Source organism: Sphingobium sp. VMM (assembly GCF_056790315.1).
Genome location: NZ_JBXGSI010000006.1, coordinates 191794 through 206376 on the forward strand (window position 1 = coordinate 191794; position 14583 = coordinate 206376).

A 14583-nucleotide genomic window follows, 5' to 3' on the forward strand; every position below is an offset into this window, starting at 1 on the left:
ATCCGCCAAGGAAAGCGGCCTTTGTGTCGATTGCGTTTGCGGCAATCGCGATTAGCTTTTCGGCAATCGCGCCTTGATCGCGTCGCCCAGCGCCTCGACGCGGGTGGAAACGAGCGCGACCAGTTCGTCCGCCAGCTTCGATGCCTTGCCGCCAAGATCGGCCGATGCCGCGGCGTCACGGGCCGCTGCAGCGGTGTCGCTTGCGCTTTCCTTGGCGCTCGACAGCGCATGGCTGGCCGTTTCGCGGGCCTTGCTCAGCACTTCGCCGGCATTGTCCCGCGCACTCGCCAGTGCTTCGCCAGCATTATGGCGCAGCGACTCGCTATTCTCGCTCGCGGCGGTGCGGGCAGTGGCGGCCGCCTCCAGCACGCGGGCGCCGGCGGTGGCGGCCAGACCCGGCAACGCCTTCATCACCTTACGGCTCTTGGGGAACATCCAGGCGATGACCGCGCCTGCCGCCACCGCGCCGGCCACAGCCGCAACCGGATGCTCCTGAATGATCTCGTTGGCGCGGGCAGCGACACGCTGGCCCCGGTCGCGCGCGTCGCCATAGGCTTCACTCGCCTTGTCCTTGCCGGTCTGGATCAGTTCGCCGGCGCTTTCGCGCGCCTTGCCGGTGCTGTCCTTGATCATGTCGGTTGCGCTGCCGGCGGCGTCATTGGCCGCTTCGCGGACGCGGGTCAGTTGGGCGCGGATGTCAGCCATCATCAATCTCCGAAATTTCCGTGTTACGGTTCCTCAGTCGAACGAACAGGCGTCCGAAAAGTGCCGTGAGGGGGCGGCGGAAGAGAAACAGGACGATGCCGGTTGCCGCCGCGCCGGTTGCAACCGGCCGCTGGCGCACCTTGGCACCGACATAGGCGACGCCGTCGAGCGCAGTCGCCGTGATCTTCGCCTCGAAATCGGCCTTCAGCCGATCGGGTGCGATCCGCGCCTGGGCATCGGCAAGGCTCAGGACCGCCTTGCTGCGCAGATGCACCGCGCGTTCGGTCGCTTCGCGATAGGCCTGTTCCCGGCTCATGACTTGATCGTCTTCAACATATGGCTGATCTGTCCCTTGGCCAGCAGCAGCAGCAGGACGGCGATCAGTACAGCGCCGCCGAACACCGCCAGCGTTGCCCAGAGCGGCCCGATCGTCGCTGACAGCGCAATCACCAATCCGATCAACAGGGTCACGATCGCTGCGAACAGCAGCATCAACGCCACGATCCCCAGGATAGCGGCATTGCGGATGCCGGCGCCAGCAATGCCGGCGCGCAGCTTCTGGCGCTCGACCTCCGCCTGCGCATAGGCGCGGCCATCGGTGTAGAGGCGGGCGAATGTCGCGCGGACAGACTCCTCATTCCCCTCGGTCTGCGGCGTTGCCACCGTATCCGCTGGTTCCTGCGTCAATTGCCCCTCCGCCCCGTGAACCGGGGCCTGCGGTTAGCCGTCACGATAATCCTGTCTTGCGTTCGTCAGGCGTCGCTGTCGGACGATCCTTTGGCAAGGCGCATCAGCACAAAGCCGACCACGGCGGCCGCGCCGATGGCAACGGCCGGGCTCTTGCGCACGAAATCACGCGCCTCGGTCATCAACTGGTCCACGTCCTTGCTATCCAGCGTATCTGCAGCACTGGCCACCGATTCCGCTGCCTGGCGGGCATAATCGCCATATTGCGGGCCGAGCTTCGCATCGACCGTGCCGGCGGTGTCTGCAATCAGCTTCGACAGGCTCTGCATGGCCGAACCGGTCTTGTCCTTGGCACTGCTCGCCGCAGACTTTGCGGTCTTGCCGGCCTGCTCCTTGATCGGGTCGATATGCGCCTTCCAATCGACCGAATTGATCTTGTCGGTCGCGGCCTTGGCGGCCTTTTCGGCTTGCGCCTTGATCGGGGCGATCTGCGCGGACCAGCCATGGGCGGCCCCGTTTCCGGGCTTTGCGGGCGCCTTGCGGGTGGCGGCCTTCTTCACCGGCGCGGCCTTGACGGCCGGGGTGGAGGCCTTGGTCGACGCCGGCTTCGCCTTGGCGGCAACCGCCTTCTTCACGCGCTTGACGGGCGGGGTTTCCGGGGTGTCGGCCATTGTCCAAAGTCTCCCTAAAGCTCAACCTCATGGTCCCGCGCGGGGCGGGCTGTCATGATCCTAATGCTTGGCGGCGGCCTACAGTTCCGGCGCCGTTACTATTTTGAGCATCGGCATTTTTTGTCCGATGGCAAGTCCCCCGGATTGCCAAGTTTGGGGCTGCTGGCTAAGCGGGGCCGCGAAAAGGCCGCCCGGCGCGTGTCCGGGCCCAGATCAGGGAGCGATCATGACCGCCATTCTCGATATCCACGCCCGCCAGATTCTCGACAGCCGCGGCAATCCGACCGTCGAAGTCGACGTGATGCTGGAAGATGGCAGCTTCGGCCGCGCCGCCGTGCCGTCGGGCGCGTCGACCGGTGCCTATGAGGCGGTCGAAAAGCGCGACGGCGACAAGAGCAAATATCTGGGCAAGGGCGTGCTTCAGGCCGTCGCCGCCGTCAATGACGAGATTGCCGAGCAACTCATTGGCCTCGATGCCGAGGACCAGGGCGAAGTCGATGCTGCGATGATCGCGCTCGACGGTACCGAGAACAAGTCGCGTCTGGGCGCCAACGCGATCCTGGGCGTGTCGCTTGCCACTGCCAAGGCAGCCGCCGACGCGCGCGGCCTGCCGCTCTATCGCTATGTCGGCGGCGTGTCCTCGCATGTTCTGCCGGTGCCGATGATGAACATCATCAACGGCGGCGAGCATGCCGACAACCCGATCGACTTTCAGGAATTCATGATCATGCCGGTCGGTGCGGAGAGCATCGCCGACGCCGTGCGCATCGGTTCGGAAATCTTCCACACGCTCAAGAAGGGGCTGCACGACAAGGGTCTGGCCACTTCGGTCGGTGACGAGGGCGGCTTTGCCCCCAACATCGCCTCGACCCGCGATGCGCTCGACTTCATCATGCTGTCGGTCGAAAAGGCCGGCTACAAGCCCGGTGACGATGTCGTGCTGGCGCTGGACTGTGCCGCGACCGAATTCTTCAAGAACGGCAAGTACGAGATTTCGGGCGAAGGCCTGTCGCTCTCGCCGGTCGAAATGGCCGATTATCTCGCCGCGCTGGCCGCCGACTATCCGATCAAGTCGATCGAAGACGGCATGAGCGAGGATGATTTCGAGGGCTGGAAGGCGCTGACCGACAAGATCGGTGACAAGGTCCAGTTGGTCGGCGACGATCTGTTCGTCACCAACCCGGCCCGCCTGTCGATGGGCATCGGCAAGGGGCTGGCCAACTCGCTGCTGGTGAAGGTCAACCAGATCGGCACGCTGTCGGAAACGCTCGCCGCCGTCGATATGGCGCATCGTGCCCGCTACACGGCGGTCATGTCGCACCGTTCGGGCGAGACCGAGGATTCGACCATCGCCGACCTTGCCGTCGCCACCAATTGCGGTCAGATCAAGACCGGCTCGCTCGCCCGTTCGGACCGGCTTGCCAAGTATAATCAGCTGATCCGCATCGAAGAGGAACTGGGCGACATGGCGGTCTATGCCGGTCGTTCGATCTTCCGCTGATCCACGGCTAATTTCAGGTTAGGGATTCGGCTGGTCGCATCGGGCATATTTTTGCTTGCGACCGGCCGAATCCTGTGATTCAAGCAGTTCATGGCGCATATCGCGAAGCTCCGCATGCTATTGATGTCGGCCCTCGGGCCGGCAATCGCGGTGCTGTTGCTGCTGTTCTTCGCCGGCTATGTGGTGCTCGGCTCCAATGGCGTGCTCGCCTGGGGCGATTATTCGCGCCAACTGCGCGATGCGAAGGCTGAGCTCAAGATCGTCCAGCTGCATCGGCAGGAGTTGCGCAACCGGGTGGACCTGCTCAATCCGCGCCGCGTCGATCCCGATCTGTCTGACGAACTGATCCGTCGCCAGCTCGGCGTGATTCACCATGATGAAGTGATCGTTCCGCTGAACTGATCCGCGCGTCGATAGGGTGCGCTTTCCATTTATTTGGTAAAATCCTGTCGCGGCAACATTTTGTTGCCGGTCGTTCGCGACCCGTTTTCGACAGCGTTGTCATGGATTGTCGTTTTTGCACTCGGGACATTCATTATGCCGGGATTCCGTGGGGTCCGCCGTTGCAATCTATGCAACTCTGACGCATATCGGGCTTCCTTCCATCCTACCCACGCAAAAGGATAATAGCCTTGGCGAAACCAACCACGCCGCGCGCCGACAGCGCAAAGGCAAAGGCCGCAGTGCCGGCCGGTGCGGACCATAATCGTCCGCGCCCCGAAACGCCCACCGACTACAAGGCCAGCAAGGAAGAGCTGCTGGAATTCTATCGGCAGATGGTTCTGATCCGCCGCTTCGAGGAAAAGGCCGGCCAGCTTTATGGTCTGGGTTTCATCGGCGGTTTCTGTCACCTCTATATCGGCCAGGAAGCGGTTGCGGTCGGCATCCAGTCGGCATTGAAGCCCGGCAAGGACAGCGTGATCACCGGTTATCGCGACCATGGCCACATGCTCGCTTATGGCATCGATCCCAAGGTCATCATGGCCGAACTGACCGGCCGCGAAGCCGGCATTTCGCGCGGCAAGGGCGGTTCGATGCACATGTTCAGCGTCGAGCATAAATTCTATGGCGGCCACGGCATCGTCGGCGCCCAGGTGTCACTCGGCGCGGGCCTGGCCTTCGCCCACAAATATAACGACGATGGCGGCGTGTGCGTTGCCTATTTCGGCGACGGCGCGGCCAACCAGGGCCAGGTCTACGAATCGTTCAACATGGCCGAACTGTGGAAGCTCCCGATCATCTTCGTGATCGAGAACAATCAATATGCCATGGGCACCAGCGTCAACCGCGCCTCGTCGGAAGACCAGCTCTATCGCCGTGGCGAGAGCTTCCGTATCCCCGGCATCCAGGTCGACGGCATGGACGTTCTGGCGGTGCGCGGCGCGACCGAGGAAGCGCTCAAGTGGGTCCAGGGCGGCAATGGCCCGATCCTGCTCGAAATGAAGACCTACCGCTATCGCGGTCACTCCATGTCCGACCCGGCCAAATATCGTTCGCGTGACGAGGTTCAGGCGGTGCGCGACAACAGCGACCCGATCGAGGGCGTGAAGAAATATCTGATCGACGCCGGCGTCAGCGAGGACGAGATCAAGGTCATCGACCAGGATATCCGCAAGATCGTCGCCGAAGCGGCCGATTTCGCCGAAACCTCGCCCGAACCTGAGATGCATGAACTCTATACCGACGTGCTGGTGGAGCAATATTAATGGGTATCGAAATCAAGATGCCGGCGCTCTCGCCGACGATGGAAGAGGGCACGCTGGCCAAGTGGCTGGTGAAGGAAGGCGATGAAGTGAAGTCCGGCGACATTCTCGCCGAGATCGAGACCGACAAGGCGACGATGGAATTCGAAGCCGTCGACGAAGGCAAGATCGGCCAGATCGTGATTGCCGAAGGCACCGAGGGCGTGAAGGTCGGCACTGTCATCGCGACGATGGCGGGCGAGGGCGGCGAGGCTGCTCCGGCACCTGCGCCGAAGGCCGAAGCGCCCAAGGCAGAAGAGGCCCCCAAGAAGGCGGAAAGCGGCACGTCGAAGCTGGCGTCGGAAGCCAAGGCGACCGTGCAGGATCCGGACCTTCCGGCCGGCACCGAGTTCGTCAAGACGACTGTGCGCGAAGCGCTGCGCGACGCCATGGCCGAGGAAATGCGGTCGGACCCGCGCGTCTTCGTGATGGGCGAGGAAGTCGCCGAATATCAGGGCGCCTACAAGGTGACCCAGGGCCTGCTCGACGAATTCGGTCCCAAGCGCGTCATCGACACGCCGATCACCGAATATGGCTTTGCCGGCATCGGTTCCGGCGCGGCCATGGGTGGCCTGCGTCCAGTCATCGAGTTCATGACGTTCAACTTCGCCATGCAGGCGATCGACCACATCATCAACTCGGCTGCCAAGACCAACTATATGTCCGGCGGCCAGATGCGCTGCCCGATCGTGTTCCGTGGTCCCAACGGCGCGGCCAGCCGCGTCGGCGCACAGCACTCGCAAAACTATGGTCCTTGGTATGCCGCGGTTCCCGGCCTGATCGTCATCGCGCCCTATGATGCGGCCGACGCCAAGGGCCTGCTGAAGGCCGCGATCCGCTCGACCGACCCGGTCGTGTTCCTGGAGAATGAACTTCTCTATGGCCGCAGCTTCGACGTGCCCAAGGTCGACGATTATGTCCTGCCGATCGGCAAGGCGCGGATCATGCGTCCGGGCAAGGACGTCACCTTGGTCAGCTACTCGATCGGCGTGGGCCTGGCGCTCGACGCGGCGGAGACGCTGGCGGCCGAGGGCATCGACGCCGAAGTGATCGACCTGCGCACGCTGCGCCCGCTCGACACCGCGACGGTGCTGGAGAGCCTCAAAAAGACCAACCGCCTGGTGGTGGTGGAAGAAGGCTGGCCGACCTGCTCGATCGCGTCGGAAATCGCCGCCGTCGTGATGGAAAAGGGCTTCGACGATCTTGATGCCCCGGTCCTGCGCGTCACCAACGAGGATGTGCCGCTGCCTTATGCCGCCAATCTCGAAAAGTTGGCGCTGATCGACGCGGCCCGCGTGGTCGAAGCGGCCAAGAAGGTCTGCTACAAATAAGAATGAAAAAGGGGCGGTCCGATCGGATCGCCCCTTTTTTAATCAGACCTATGGTGGCCGGCTATCAGGAGCAGGCTGCAGTCTGCGAGGTGGACAGGTTGCCGGCATTTTTCATTGCCTGGTCGGTCCGTTCGCGCACGTTGAACGCGCTGGTGTAGCGGATGGTCTTTTCGCCGAAGATGCTGTTCGAAATGAGCGGCTGATATTTATAGGCGACTTCAACGAACATCACCGCCGTGCCGTTACCGGCGCTGATTTTTCGGTTGGTCGGTCCCATGCCGTCGACCATGCTGGCATCGGATGCGCCATTGCCTGTGGTGCCATAGGTGGAGGTAAAACTGCCGCTGCCATAGCAGCGCTGCCAGCGGATATATTGGCCTGTATTGGGCGCATCCTGCCTGTTGGGCTCCAGGTCCGACAGGAAGATTTTGCCATTGGCGGCGAAATTGAGTCCATTGGCGGAGAGCGCTGCGCCACTGAATATCTCGTTGATATCGGCCTCGTCGATTGACGCACGCACGCGCGAGGCATTGTCAGCGACCAGCATGGCAAGCTGGCTCAATTTCATATGGGTGATGGCCAGATTGGCGACTTCCAGCCCGCCTAGCGTCAACGCCAGCAGGACGGGCAGCGAATAGGCGAACTCGATCAGGGCCAGGCCTGATTGATCCTGCCGCAGCCGGCGCAGAAGGGGGGGCGAAGGCATGCGCATGTCAGGTGCAGACTTTCGTCGGGCTGATCTGATTGGACCAGGGCTGGTTGCGAAGAATGACCGATGACGTGGCGGTTTGCGTCGCTGACCAGCCAAGGATTTTCGCCATGGGAAATAGGCGCGGCATGGTGACCGTGACCTGATAATAGACGACGTCGTCGGCACTGCCGAGGCCGGTCGCGCCGGCGCTCGTGTCATAGATGCCGTTCCCATTGCTGTCTTCGAAACAGTCGCCCGCATTATAGGTGCCAAGCGGCGCGGTATCGGTCAGGATCTTCTCGGGCTTCCCGATCCGCGAGAAATTATAATAGCTGGTCTTGGTGATATCCACGCTGCCCTTTTTCGACACGATCGGGGCCATGCGCTGATTGATATAGGTGTCGATCTGGGCCGACGTCATCGTCCCGACCGAGGCGGCGCGGGCAGCCTGGTCCAGGACGCCCTTGGTGACGGCGTTGAGATAGCTTTGATAGCCCAGGTCGGCGATGCCCATGATGATCAGACAGAGCGGCCCTATGACGAAGCCGAACTCGACCAGCGTCGCACCGCGGCTGTCAGCCGCAAGGTTGCGGACAGGCAGGAGGCGCGCGATCATTGCGAGAGCCTCAGCCCGCCGATATTCTGGGCAATGGTGGTGAATTGGGTGGTCAGCGCGGCCGCGTTGGTGGACACGGCGACATGGTCGGTGCTGGAGGCGCAACTGTTGAGCGTGGCATTGGACGCGCTGGCGAAGACGATCACCCAGATGGTGATACCCCTGCGCTTGGCGGCTTCGCAGGCAATCGAGAAGCGCTTGTTCTGGATCGTCACCAGATCATCGGTGCTGGTGCCGGTCGGGGCAATGCGGCCATCCAGCCTGTTGATGCCCCAGCCGTCATAATTGCCGTCCGATGCGGTCATCGCACCGTCCGTCATGAAGATGACGTGTCGCGAAATGGTGAAGCCATTGGGGGCTGCGCCGTTATTGGCGGCAAAGATCCCGTTTGGCGACATCATACGGGCACCCCAGACCATCCCGGTGGTGTGATTGGTGAAACCCCAGGGTTCCAACGAGTTCACATAGGTATTGAACGATGTGGCGCTGGGATCGTTGCTGGGCGCCGCATCCCGCGATGTATATTCCGCCAGCGGTCGTGCTGGGGCCGGGCAGGCAGCCTGATCGCCGCCCCAACTGCTCCAATAGGGCGAAGTGGCAGGCGTCGAGGTGCGATACCAGGATACGTCCGGCCAGAATGGGCGCCAGCGGGTCGCGTTGGAATCTGGGATCAGGTCGATATTCAGGTCGTTCGCGCCGGTTGGGACGGAACTGGACGAGGTGCTAGAATTGATCGTGTTGATCGTATCCGGCTCCTCGATGCAGCCGCCCCAGGTCGACGTCGTGCCGTCATTATAGGCAGGATTTGGAATGGCCGTGCCACGGACATAGTCGGAAACCGTGAGGTTGATCTTGTTATAGGACCATTTGTCGAGCGACGTATTGCCGGTGCCACCGGTCACATTGCTCGTATGCGTGGTCGTCACTTCCTGGCGAACACATTTCTTGTTGTTGTTGCCAGAAGATGGGAAGGGCGTGGTCCCATCCCACGAATAGGCGGAATAGGTGACCCTGGTGATCATGTTGGGATAATTGCCGCTAATCGAGGTGGCGGCTTGCGCCCATGATCTGCAGGCGGCGAGGTCCACATTGCTGGAGTCGCTCTGGGCACTCCCTGAAGTCATACGACAGTTATTGCTTCCGCTGCTCTTGTAGCCTCGATAGCAGGTGCTGGTCGAAGCGGGGGTGTCGTTATAATAGGTCATCTGGCGGCTGTTATAGCCCCAGGTGTCGCCAGTGGTTCCGCCGACCAATGCCGTCGTGGGCAGCAGGCGCCCGACATTGACGTTGCTGGCATAGGGCATGAAGCCATAGCGCACCCGCCCGGTATTGGTGTTGCCGGGGCCAAGCGTGTCGTAGAAGGCGCGCACGGCCTGGCGCAGGGCCGCAATACGCGTCGTGGTGCCGCCCGCGCCATCGCTGATATTGCTGCTCATCGAACCGGTTGTGTCCAGCACCAGCATCACATCGGTATTGCCGATGTCGAATTTCGAACTGCACGACACCGACAGGTCGAGATATTGGAAGCCCAATATCCGCATGATCGTGGTCGGGATGCGCGTGTCGGCTGAAACCAAAACGGTGGTCGTCAGGCTCGGATCGCTGCGGATGTTCGGCGTGAAGCTGTCCGTCTGGAACGTGTTCTGCGGGAAGTTGAAATTGAAGAATTTCTGCGCTTCCGCAATGTCCGTGGACGTCATGGACGAGGTCGTCATGGAGCGTCGACCAGCCAGCGCACCGGCGTCACAGGCTTGCTGCAGACGGGCCTTGGCCATATAGGCGCGGCTCATGTCCACGCCGCCCCCGATCAGACCGGCAAGGGGAATGACGGCCGCGGCCACCATAGCGAGCGTGTTGCCTGCCTGGTTGCGCCGAAGCCGGCCGAGGAATGTCATCGCGCGCTTGATCTGCTTGCCCATGTTCCGCATTCACCCATGTCGCCCGTTTCCCCCCAGAAATCTGGACAGGGCCATCGTCGGCCATGCAACGGGACTGGTTAGGGTCTCTATGCGAAGTCTGGTTAAAGGATTGATAAGCCATTTTTAGATCGGGATCGAAATGATGGATCGCACGGACGATCTGGCGCCGCTGGCGCGCCTGCTTTCCGGGCATGCAAGGCGCTTTGCCGAGCGGCATCGGGCGCTCTGGGCGCTGGATCAGCGCTTTGCGCAAATTGCGCGAACCACCAGCGATCCAGCGATCGGGCAGATGCGTCTCGCCTGGTGGCTGGGCGTCGTTACGGACGCGGCGGGCGTCAAGGGACAGGGCGAACCGGTGGTCGACTGGCTGCGCGCGATCGGTGCGCTGGACGCGCCCGGCATTCCCGCAATGCTGGATGGCTGGGAAGTGCTGGTGGTGGAGCCGGAGATCGACCTCACCGGCTTGCGCGACTATGCCGCCGGCCGCGGCGGCGGGCTGTTCCAGGCATTGGCCGATGCAGCCGATGCGCCCGACTGGCTGATCGCGGCGGGCAAGGTCTGGGCTTTGTGGGATCTGTCCGCCCATAGCGGCGACGAAGCACTGGCGGATGCGGCGATTGGGCTGGCCCGCGACCTGTTGCCGCAGGTTGGTGATCCGGTGTGGCCCAAGGCGTGGAAGCCGCTGCGCATCGCCTATCTGCTGGCACGGCATGATGTCGAGCGGGGGCAGCGGGCGCCGGTCGGGCTGACGCGGAACATGGCCTGGCGGTTGATGCGGATCGCGCTTGTCGGGCGCTAGTCGATCGCGATAGGTTCGCGCCGTCACGAAGTGGGGAGCGGGCGATGGGACGGTTGCTGGCAGGTGGCATGGGGGCGTTGCTGTTGGTCGCGGCCGGCCTGTTCTGGTGGCAGGGGCGGGCGACCAACGAGCCGCCGCCCAAGGCATTGCTCGCGCCACCGCCACCGCCAGCCAACGAAGTCCTGCCCGAAGGCGATCCCGATGCGGTAGGCGAGCCGCCGCCGATGCCCGGCGAGGCCAGTCCGCAGAGCCGCGAGGAAAAGCGCTTTGCCCGTTATGACCGCAATCGCGACGGCATCATCAGCCGGATCGAGATGCTGGGCAGCCGAACCGCCGCGTTCAAACAGCTCGATACGAACAAGGATAATCTCCTGTCGTTCGAGGAATGGGCGATGGCCACCGCGGATCGTTTTGCCGGGGCCGATGCCGACAAGAACGGCAAGCTGACCCCGGCCGAGTTCGCCACCACCGCGCCGAAGCGGGCGGCGAAACCGCGCTGCAAATGCTGAGCCTGTCCCGGATGGATCAGGCCGGTTCCACCACCTCACCCAGCCAGCGACCGAAGGAGGCGCGGGCGCGGGCGGTATAGGCTTCCTTGCGCTGCTTCTTCTTGACGTCGTCCAGCGTCGGGAACAGGCCGAAATTGACGTTCATCGGCTGATAGTCGGCGGTCTCGACATTGCCGGTGACATGGCCGAGCAGCGCGCCCAGTGCCGTGTCGGCGGGCGGCGGCGCCAGGTCCTGGCCCAGTATCTCGGCCGCGGCGAAACGCCCGGCGATGAGGCCGATGGCAGCGCTTTCGACATAGCCCTCGCACCCGGTCATCTGCCCGGCGAAGCGGATATGCGGCGCACTTTTGAGGCGCAGCGTCGGGTCGAGCAGCTTCGGGCTCTGGATGAAGGTGTTGCGGTGCAGGCCGCCCAGCCGCGCGAACTCCGCCTTTTCCAGCCCCGGAATGGTGCGGAACAGCTCGACCTGGGCGCCATGCTTCAGCTTGGTCTGGAAGCCGACCATGTTCCACAACGTGCCCGACGCATTGTCCTGGCGCAGCTGGACCACGGCATAGGGCCAGCGGCCGGTCTTGGGATTGTCCAGCCCCATCGGCTTCATCGGGCCATGGCGCAGCGTTTCCGGCCCGCGCGAGGCCATCACCTCGATCGGCATGCAGCCCTCGAAATAGGGGGTGCTCGACTCCCATTCCTTGAACTCGGTCTTCTCGCCGTCGAGCAGCCCCTGGACGAAGGCCTGATACTGCTCCTTGTTCATCGGGCAGTTGATATAGTCCTTGCCCTCGCCACCGCCGGGGCCGATCTTGTCCCAGCGATTGGCCATCCAGCATTCTTCCATGTCGATGCTGTCGAAATGGATGACCGGCGCGATCGCGTCGAAAAAGGCGAGATGCTCCATGCCGGCGGCTTCGCCGATGCTGCTGGCCAGCGCGGCGGCGGTCAGCGGCCCGGTGGCGACGATGGTCATGCCCTCCGTCGGCAGCGTGTCGATCCGCTCGCGCACGATCTCGACATTGGGATGTTCGGCGAGTGCGCGGGTAACGCCGTCGGAAAAGACATGGCGGTCGACCGCCAGGGCAGAACCGGCCGGCACCTTGGCCGGTTCGGCGCGGTCCATGATCAGCGAGCCGAGACGCCGCATTTCCTGATGCAGCAGACCCACGGCATTCTTGTCCGCATCATCGGAACGGAAACTGTTGGAGCAGACCAGTTCGGCCAGGCCGTCGGTCTGGTGCGCCGGGGTCATCTCTCCGGTGCCGCGCATTTCCGACAGGCGGACCTTGATACCGGCCTGGGCGAGCTGCCAGGCGGCTTCCGAACCGGCGAGACCGCCGCCGATGACATGGATCTGGTGATTGGACATATTTCGCTTAACTTCGCACTTTTCCCGCACATTCGGTAATTTCCGAACGCCAGTGGGACATATTGTTATGAGATGCAATCAGTATAGCGGGGCATGGTTCAATAGGACAGGGGCGCGGAAATACTATTCCGGGGTGTAGGCCAGCCAGCCGCTGAGGCCGCTGGTTGCGATCAGGGCAAAGCTCAAATCAGGGAATTCCCCCAATAGGTCGCAGCCATAAGCCACGCCGAAGCCGACGGCGGCACCGGCGAGCAACCAGAAGGCGCGGGGGGCAAAAAGGGGACAATGATATGCCAGGACGCGCATCGACGTCGTCCCGATGATGATCGGGATGGCGGCAACCAAGGGGCCGAAGATCAACGCGAAGAGCAATATGAGGGGCAGGATGATGAGGATTCCCAGATCCACCGTAATGGCATCGGGTATGCGGCGATAGAGATCGGCGGCCAGATAGAGCGTCACGAACAACGGGCCGGCGGTCAGGATCGCGCGGGCGCCGCCGCGAAGATGGGCAGGATCGGCATGGGACATCGGAACCTCCCGGAAAGGGGGAAGGGTGGGGCGCACCCTTCCGGCTGGCGATCAGGCGGCCTGGGGATGGCCGTCGTGCAGCCAGCCATTCACCTTGCGGCCGAAATGGGCGATCGCGCCCATGTTGAAGAAATGCATGCCGCCCAGCACCAGCACGGCGAGGCCGATCTTGGCGCTGAGGAAGCGGATCGTTTCGGCATAGCTGGTCGGTTCCTTGCCCAGGCTGAGCGTCAGGGTGATGAAGCCGATATTGACGAGGTAGAAGCCGACGACGAGCAGATGGTTGGTCGATCGGGCCAGTTGCGCATCATGGCCGAAACATTGGATCAGGAAGACCTCGCCATTTTTCGACAGGGTGCGCGCGACCCAGATGGTGATGGCGAGCGTGATGACCAGATAGAGGGCATAGGCGGTTTCAACCATGGTTCATCTCCTTTTGGCAGTCAGAGGATGGCGGGCGCGACCGGCCGTTCGGCGCGCTGCTTGATGAGGACGAGCAGGTTCTTTTCGATGTCGCCCAAGAAAATTTCGCCCCACAGCCGGGAATAGCCATTGACCGGGGTCTGCATCCAATAATGGGTGTCGATGATGACGCGAGTGCGGCCGGGGCCGGCCGGTTCCATGCGATAGCCGCCGGTCGTCACCTTGAAATAGGCGCTGTCGGGCATCAGGTGCCGGTCGGTGAACTGCCAGGCGTCGAGCCCGCGAAAATCGAAGCGCCAGCCGATGCTGCGGCCCGGTTGCCAATCGATGATATGTTCGCGAAACCGCACCTGCCGGCCCCAGTCGGCCATGCGGACTGCGCCGATCCCGTCACCCAGCATATGGGCGCCGAGCGGCCGGGGTACGCCCAGCACATCCTGGGTGAAGGTCCATGTTCCGTCGCCCGGTCGGACATCGGGAATGCCGCGCAGCAGCGGCCAGATCCGGTCCGGGCTGGCCTCGACGATGATCGAGCGGCTGACGGTGGCGGTGGCGTCGGGCAGGGGGATCATCGGTTCGACCTGCATCGCGATCAGCGGCATGGCCAGCACCGCCATGCAATAGCTGGTGCCGCGATCGCCAGCACGGCCGCGCAGCCGATAGGTGGCATAGGCGCCAGCCAGCCCGCTGGCGATCCAGAGCGGGGCGAGCATGACGATGCAGATCACCCCTTCCTTCAGCACCGGGACGGACAGGAGGATGGTCGCGCCCAGCAGCCAGAGCGGCATCGTCATATAATAGCGGCGCGACCGCTCCGCCCAGGGATCGCCGACATAGGCAACGAAGGCGGTGAGCGCGGCGGGCAGGAGCAGCAGGAAGGTGAAGCTGACAAGGCCGTTCACGCGGGTGGCGTCGAGCAGCAGATAGACGCCGATCGCAAAGGCCATGGCCAGCGCGACGGCCGATGCAATGCGCAGCGGGGCCGATCCGGCGCGAACGGGCGGGGCGATGGGATCGGGATTTTCGTCGTTTTTGTCAGACATTTCTGTAAACTCCGAAATAGCTGGGTGCGATCGGGCGTCAGGGCGCATCGAT

17 protein-coding genes are annotated in these 14583 nt (G+C 63.0%); 6 read left to right on the forward strand and 11 right to left on the reverse strand.

Annotated elements, in window-relative coordinates; translation table 11 throughout:
* Positions 1-51: 51 nt before the first annotated feature.
* The 4 genes from ACUCV3_RS10080 to ACUCV3_RS10095 form a co-directional block, all read right to left on the reverse strand.
* Positions 52-705: a hypothetical protein gene (locus tag ACUCV3_RS10080; RefSeq protein WP_004211790.1), complete on the reverse strand. Its 654-nt coding sequence runs from the start codon at positions 703-705 to the stop codon at positions 52-54.
* A complete protein-coding gene (locus ACUCV3_RS10085) occupies positions 698-1021 on the reverse strand; it encodes a hypothetical protein (RefSeq protein WP_048937318.1) in 324 nt (107 codons plus the stop codon). Before ACUCV3_RS10085 ends, ACUCV3_RS10080 begins: the two co-directional genes overlap by 8 nt.
* A complete protein-coding gene (locus ACUCV3_RS10090; protein ID WP_048937317.1) occupies positions 1018-1392 on the reverse strand; it encodes a phage holin family protein in 375 nt (124 codons plus the stop codon). Before ACUCV3_RS10090 ends, ACUCV3_RS10085 begins: the two co-directional genes overlap by 4 nt.
* Positions 1393-1457: 65 nt before the next feature.
* Complete coding sequence (locus ACUCV3_RS10095) at positions 1458-2063, reverse strand: hypothetical protein (protein ID WP_004211793.1); 606 nt, start codon at positions 2061-2063, stop codon at positions 1458-1460.
* Positions 2064-2289: 226 nt separating this feature from the next.
* Here ACUCV3_RS10095 and eno point away from each other — a divergent pair, with 226 nt between their 5' ends.
* The 4 genes from eno (at position 2290) to ACUCV3_RS10115 (ending at position 6637) form a co-directional block, all read left to right on the forward strand.
* Complete coding sequence (gene eno / locus ACUCV3_RS10100; RefSeq protein ID WP_037521021.1) at positions 2290-3564, forward strand: phosphopyruvate hydratase; 1275 nt, start codon at positions 2290-2292, stop codon at positions 3562-3564.
* A 90-nt stretch (positions 3565-3654) separates the two neighbouring features.
* Positions 3655-3966, forward strand: coding sequence for an FtsB family cell division protein (locus tag ACUCV3_RS10105; RefSeq protein ID WP_004211795.1), 312 nt, complete (start codon positions 3655-3657; stop codon positions 3964-3966).
* A gap of 230 nt (positions 3967-4196) precedes the next feature.
* Positions 4197-5270 (forward strand): pyruvate dehydrogenase (acetyl-transferring) E1 component subunit alpha, encoded by a 1074-nt coding sequence (gene pdhA / locus ACUCV3_RS10110; RefSeq protein ID WP_004211796.1) that lies wholly within the window; start codon positions 4197-4199, stop codon positions 5268-5270.
* The gene (locus ACUCV3_RS10115; protein ID WP_279728295.1) at positions 5270-6637 is read left to right on the forward strand and encodes a pyruvate dehydrogenase complex E1 component subunit beta; all 1368 of its coding nucleotides are present in this window, start codon (positions 5270-5272) and stop codon (positions 6635-6637) included. The genes pdhA and ACUCV3_RS10115 overlap by 1 nt, the downstream gene beginning before the upstream one ends.
* Positions 6638-6701: 64 nt before the next feature.
* On the opposite strand, the gene ACUCV3_RS10120 is transcribed toward ACUCV3_RS10115, so the two are convergent.
* From ACUCV3_RS10120 to ACUCV3_RS10130, 3 genes are read right to left on the reverse strand one after another with little or no spacing between them, the layout of a single operon-like run.
* The gene (locus tag ACUCV3_RS10120; protein ID WP_482240590.1) at positions 6702-7349 is read right to left on the reverse strand and encodes a TadE/TadG family type IV pilus assembly protein; all 648 of its coding nucleotides are present in this window, start codon (positions 7347-7349) and stop codon (positions 6702-6704) included.
* A 1-nt stretch (position 7350) separates the two neighbouring features.
* Complete coding sequence (locus tag ACUCV3_RS10125; protein ID WP_278988256.1) at positions 7351-7944, reverse strand: TadE/TadG family type IV pilus assembly protein; 594 nt, start codon at positions 7942-7944, stop codon at positions 7351-7353.
* Entirely contained in the window at positions 7941-9863 is a 1923-nt protein-coding gene (locus ACUCV3_RS10130) for a TadE/TadG family type IV pilus assembly protein (protein ID WP_482240591.1), read from the reverse strand. The genes ACUCV3_RS10125 and ACUCV3_RS10130 overlap by 4 nt, the downstream gene beginning before the upstream one ends.
* A gap of 139 nt (positions 9864-10002) precedes the next feature.
* On the opposite strand from ACUCV3_RS10130, the gene ACUCV3_RS10135 reads away from it, so the two are divergent.
* Positions 10003-10662, forward strand: coding sequence for a hypothetical protein (locus ACUCV3_RS10135; protein WP_279728292.1), 660 nt, complete (start codon positions 10003-10005; stop codon positions 10660-10662).
* Positions 10663-10706: 44 nt separating this feature from the next.
* Positions 10707-11171: an EF-hand domain-containing protein gene (locus ACUCV3_RS10140; protein WP_482240592.1), complete on the forward strand. Its 465-nt coding sequence runs from the start codon at positions 10707-10709 to the stop codon at positions 11169-11171.
* A 16-nt stretch (positions 11172-11187) separates the two neighbouring features.
* On the opposite strand, the gene trmFO is transcribed toward ACUCV3_RS10140, so the two are convergent.
* From trmFO to ACUCV3_RS10160, 4 genes are all read right to left on the reverse strand, one after another.
* Positions 11188-12534: a methylenetetrahydrofolate--tRNA-(uracil(54)-C(5))-methyltransferase (FADH(2)-oxidizing) TrmFO gene (gene trmFO / locus ACUCV3_RS10145; protein WP_048937311.1), complete on the reverse strand. Its 1347-nt coding sequence runs from the start codon at positions 12532-12534 to the stop codon at positions 11188-11190.
* Positions 12535-12657: 123 nt separating this feature from the next.
* Entirely contained in the window at positions 12658-13065 is a 408-nt protein-coding gene (locus ACUCV3_RS10150; protein ID WP_037521000.1) for a hypothetical protein, read from the reverse strand.
* Positions 13066-13116: 51 nt separating this feature from the next.
* Positions 13117-13488: a hypothetical protein gene (locus ACUCV3_RS10155; RefSeq protein ID WP_037520998.1), complete on the reverse strand. Its 372-nt coding sequence runs from the start codon at positions 13486-13488 to the stop codon at positions 13117-13119.
* A gap of 20 nt (positions 13489-13508) precedes the next feature.
* A complete protein-coding gene (locus ACUCV3_RS10160) occupies positions 13509-14531 on the reverse strand; it encodes an SRPBCC family protein (protein WP_048937310.1) in 1023 nt (340 codons plus the stop codon).
* Between the last annotated feature and the right edge of the window lie 52 nt (positions 14532-14583).

What these genes read in the sequence shown, in the direction of transcription:
- ACUCV3_RS10080 (WP_004211790.1), bottom strand. Translation starts at nt 705, where the DNA reads ATGGCTGACATCCGCGCCCAACTGACCCGCGTCCGCGAAGCGGCCAAT.
- ACUCV3_RS10085 (WP_048937318.1), bottom strand. Translation starts at nt 1,021, where the DNA reads ATGAGCCGGGAACAGGCCTATCGCGAAGCGACCGAACGCGCGGTGCAT.
- ACUCV3_RS10095 (WP_004211793.1), bottom strand. Translation starts at nt 2,063, where the DNA reads ATGGCCGACACCCCGGAAACCCCGCCCGTCAAGCGCGTGAAGAAGGCG.
- eno (WP_037521021.1), top strand. Translation starts at nt 2,290, where the DNA reads ATGACCGCCATTCTCGATATCCACGCCCGCCAGATTCTCGACAGCCGC.
- ACUCV3_RS10105 (WP_004211795.1), top strand. Translation starts at nt 3,655, where the DNA reads ATGGCGCATATCGCGAAGCTCCGCATGCTATTGATGTCGGCCCTCGGG.
- ACUCV3_RS10115 (WP_279728295.1), top strand. Translation starts at nt 5,270, where the DNA reads ATGGGTATCGAAATCAAGATGCCGGCGCTCTCGCCGACGATGGAAGAG.
- ACUCV3_RS10120 (WP_482240590.1), bottom strand. Translation starts at nt 7,349, where the DNA reads ATGCGCATGCCTTCGCCCCCCCTTCTGCGCCGGCTGCGGCAGGATCAA.
- ACUCV3_RS10125 (WP_278988256.1), bottom strand. Translation starts at nt 7,944, where the DNA reads ATGATCGCGCGCCTCCTGCCTGTCCGCAACCTTGCGGCTGACAGCCGC.
- ACUCV3_RS10130 (WP_482240591.1), bottom strand. Translation starts at nt 9,863, where the DNA reads ATGGGCAAGCAGATCAAGCGCGCGATGACATTCCTCGGCCGGCTTCGG.
- ACUCV3_RS10135 (WP_279728292.1), top strand. Translation starts at nt 10,003, where the DNA reads ATGATGGATCGCACGGACGATCTGGCGCCGCTGGCGCGCCTGCTTTCC.
- ACUCV3_RS10140 (WP_482240592.1), top strand. Translation starts at nt 10,707, where the DNA reads ATGGGACGGTTGCTGGCAGGTGGCATGGGGGCGTTGCTGTTGGTCGCG.
- trmFO (WP_048937311.1), bottom strand. Translation starts at nt 12,534, where the DNA reads ATGTCCAATCACCAGATCCATGTCATCGGCGGCGGTCTCGCCGGTTCG.
- ACUCV3_RS10150 (WP_037521000.1), bottom strand. Translation starts at nt 13,065, where the DNA reads ATGTCCCATGCCGATCCTGCCCATCTTCGCGGCGGCGCCCGCGCGATC.
- ACUCV3_RS10155 (WP_037520998.1), bottom strand. Translation starts at nt 13,488, where the DNA reads ATGGTTGAAACCGCCTATGCCCTCTATCTGGTCATCACGCTCGCCATC.
- ACUCV3_RS10160 (WP_048937310.1), bottom strand. Translation starts at nt 14,531, where the DNA reads ATGTCTGACAAAAACGACGAAAATCCCGATCCCATCGCCCCGCCCGTT.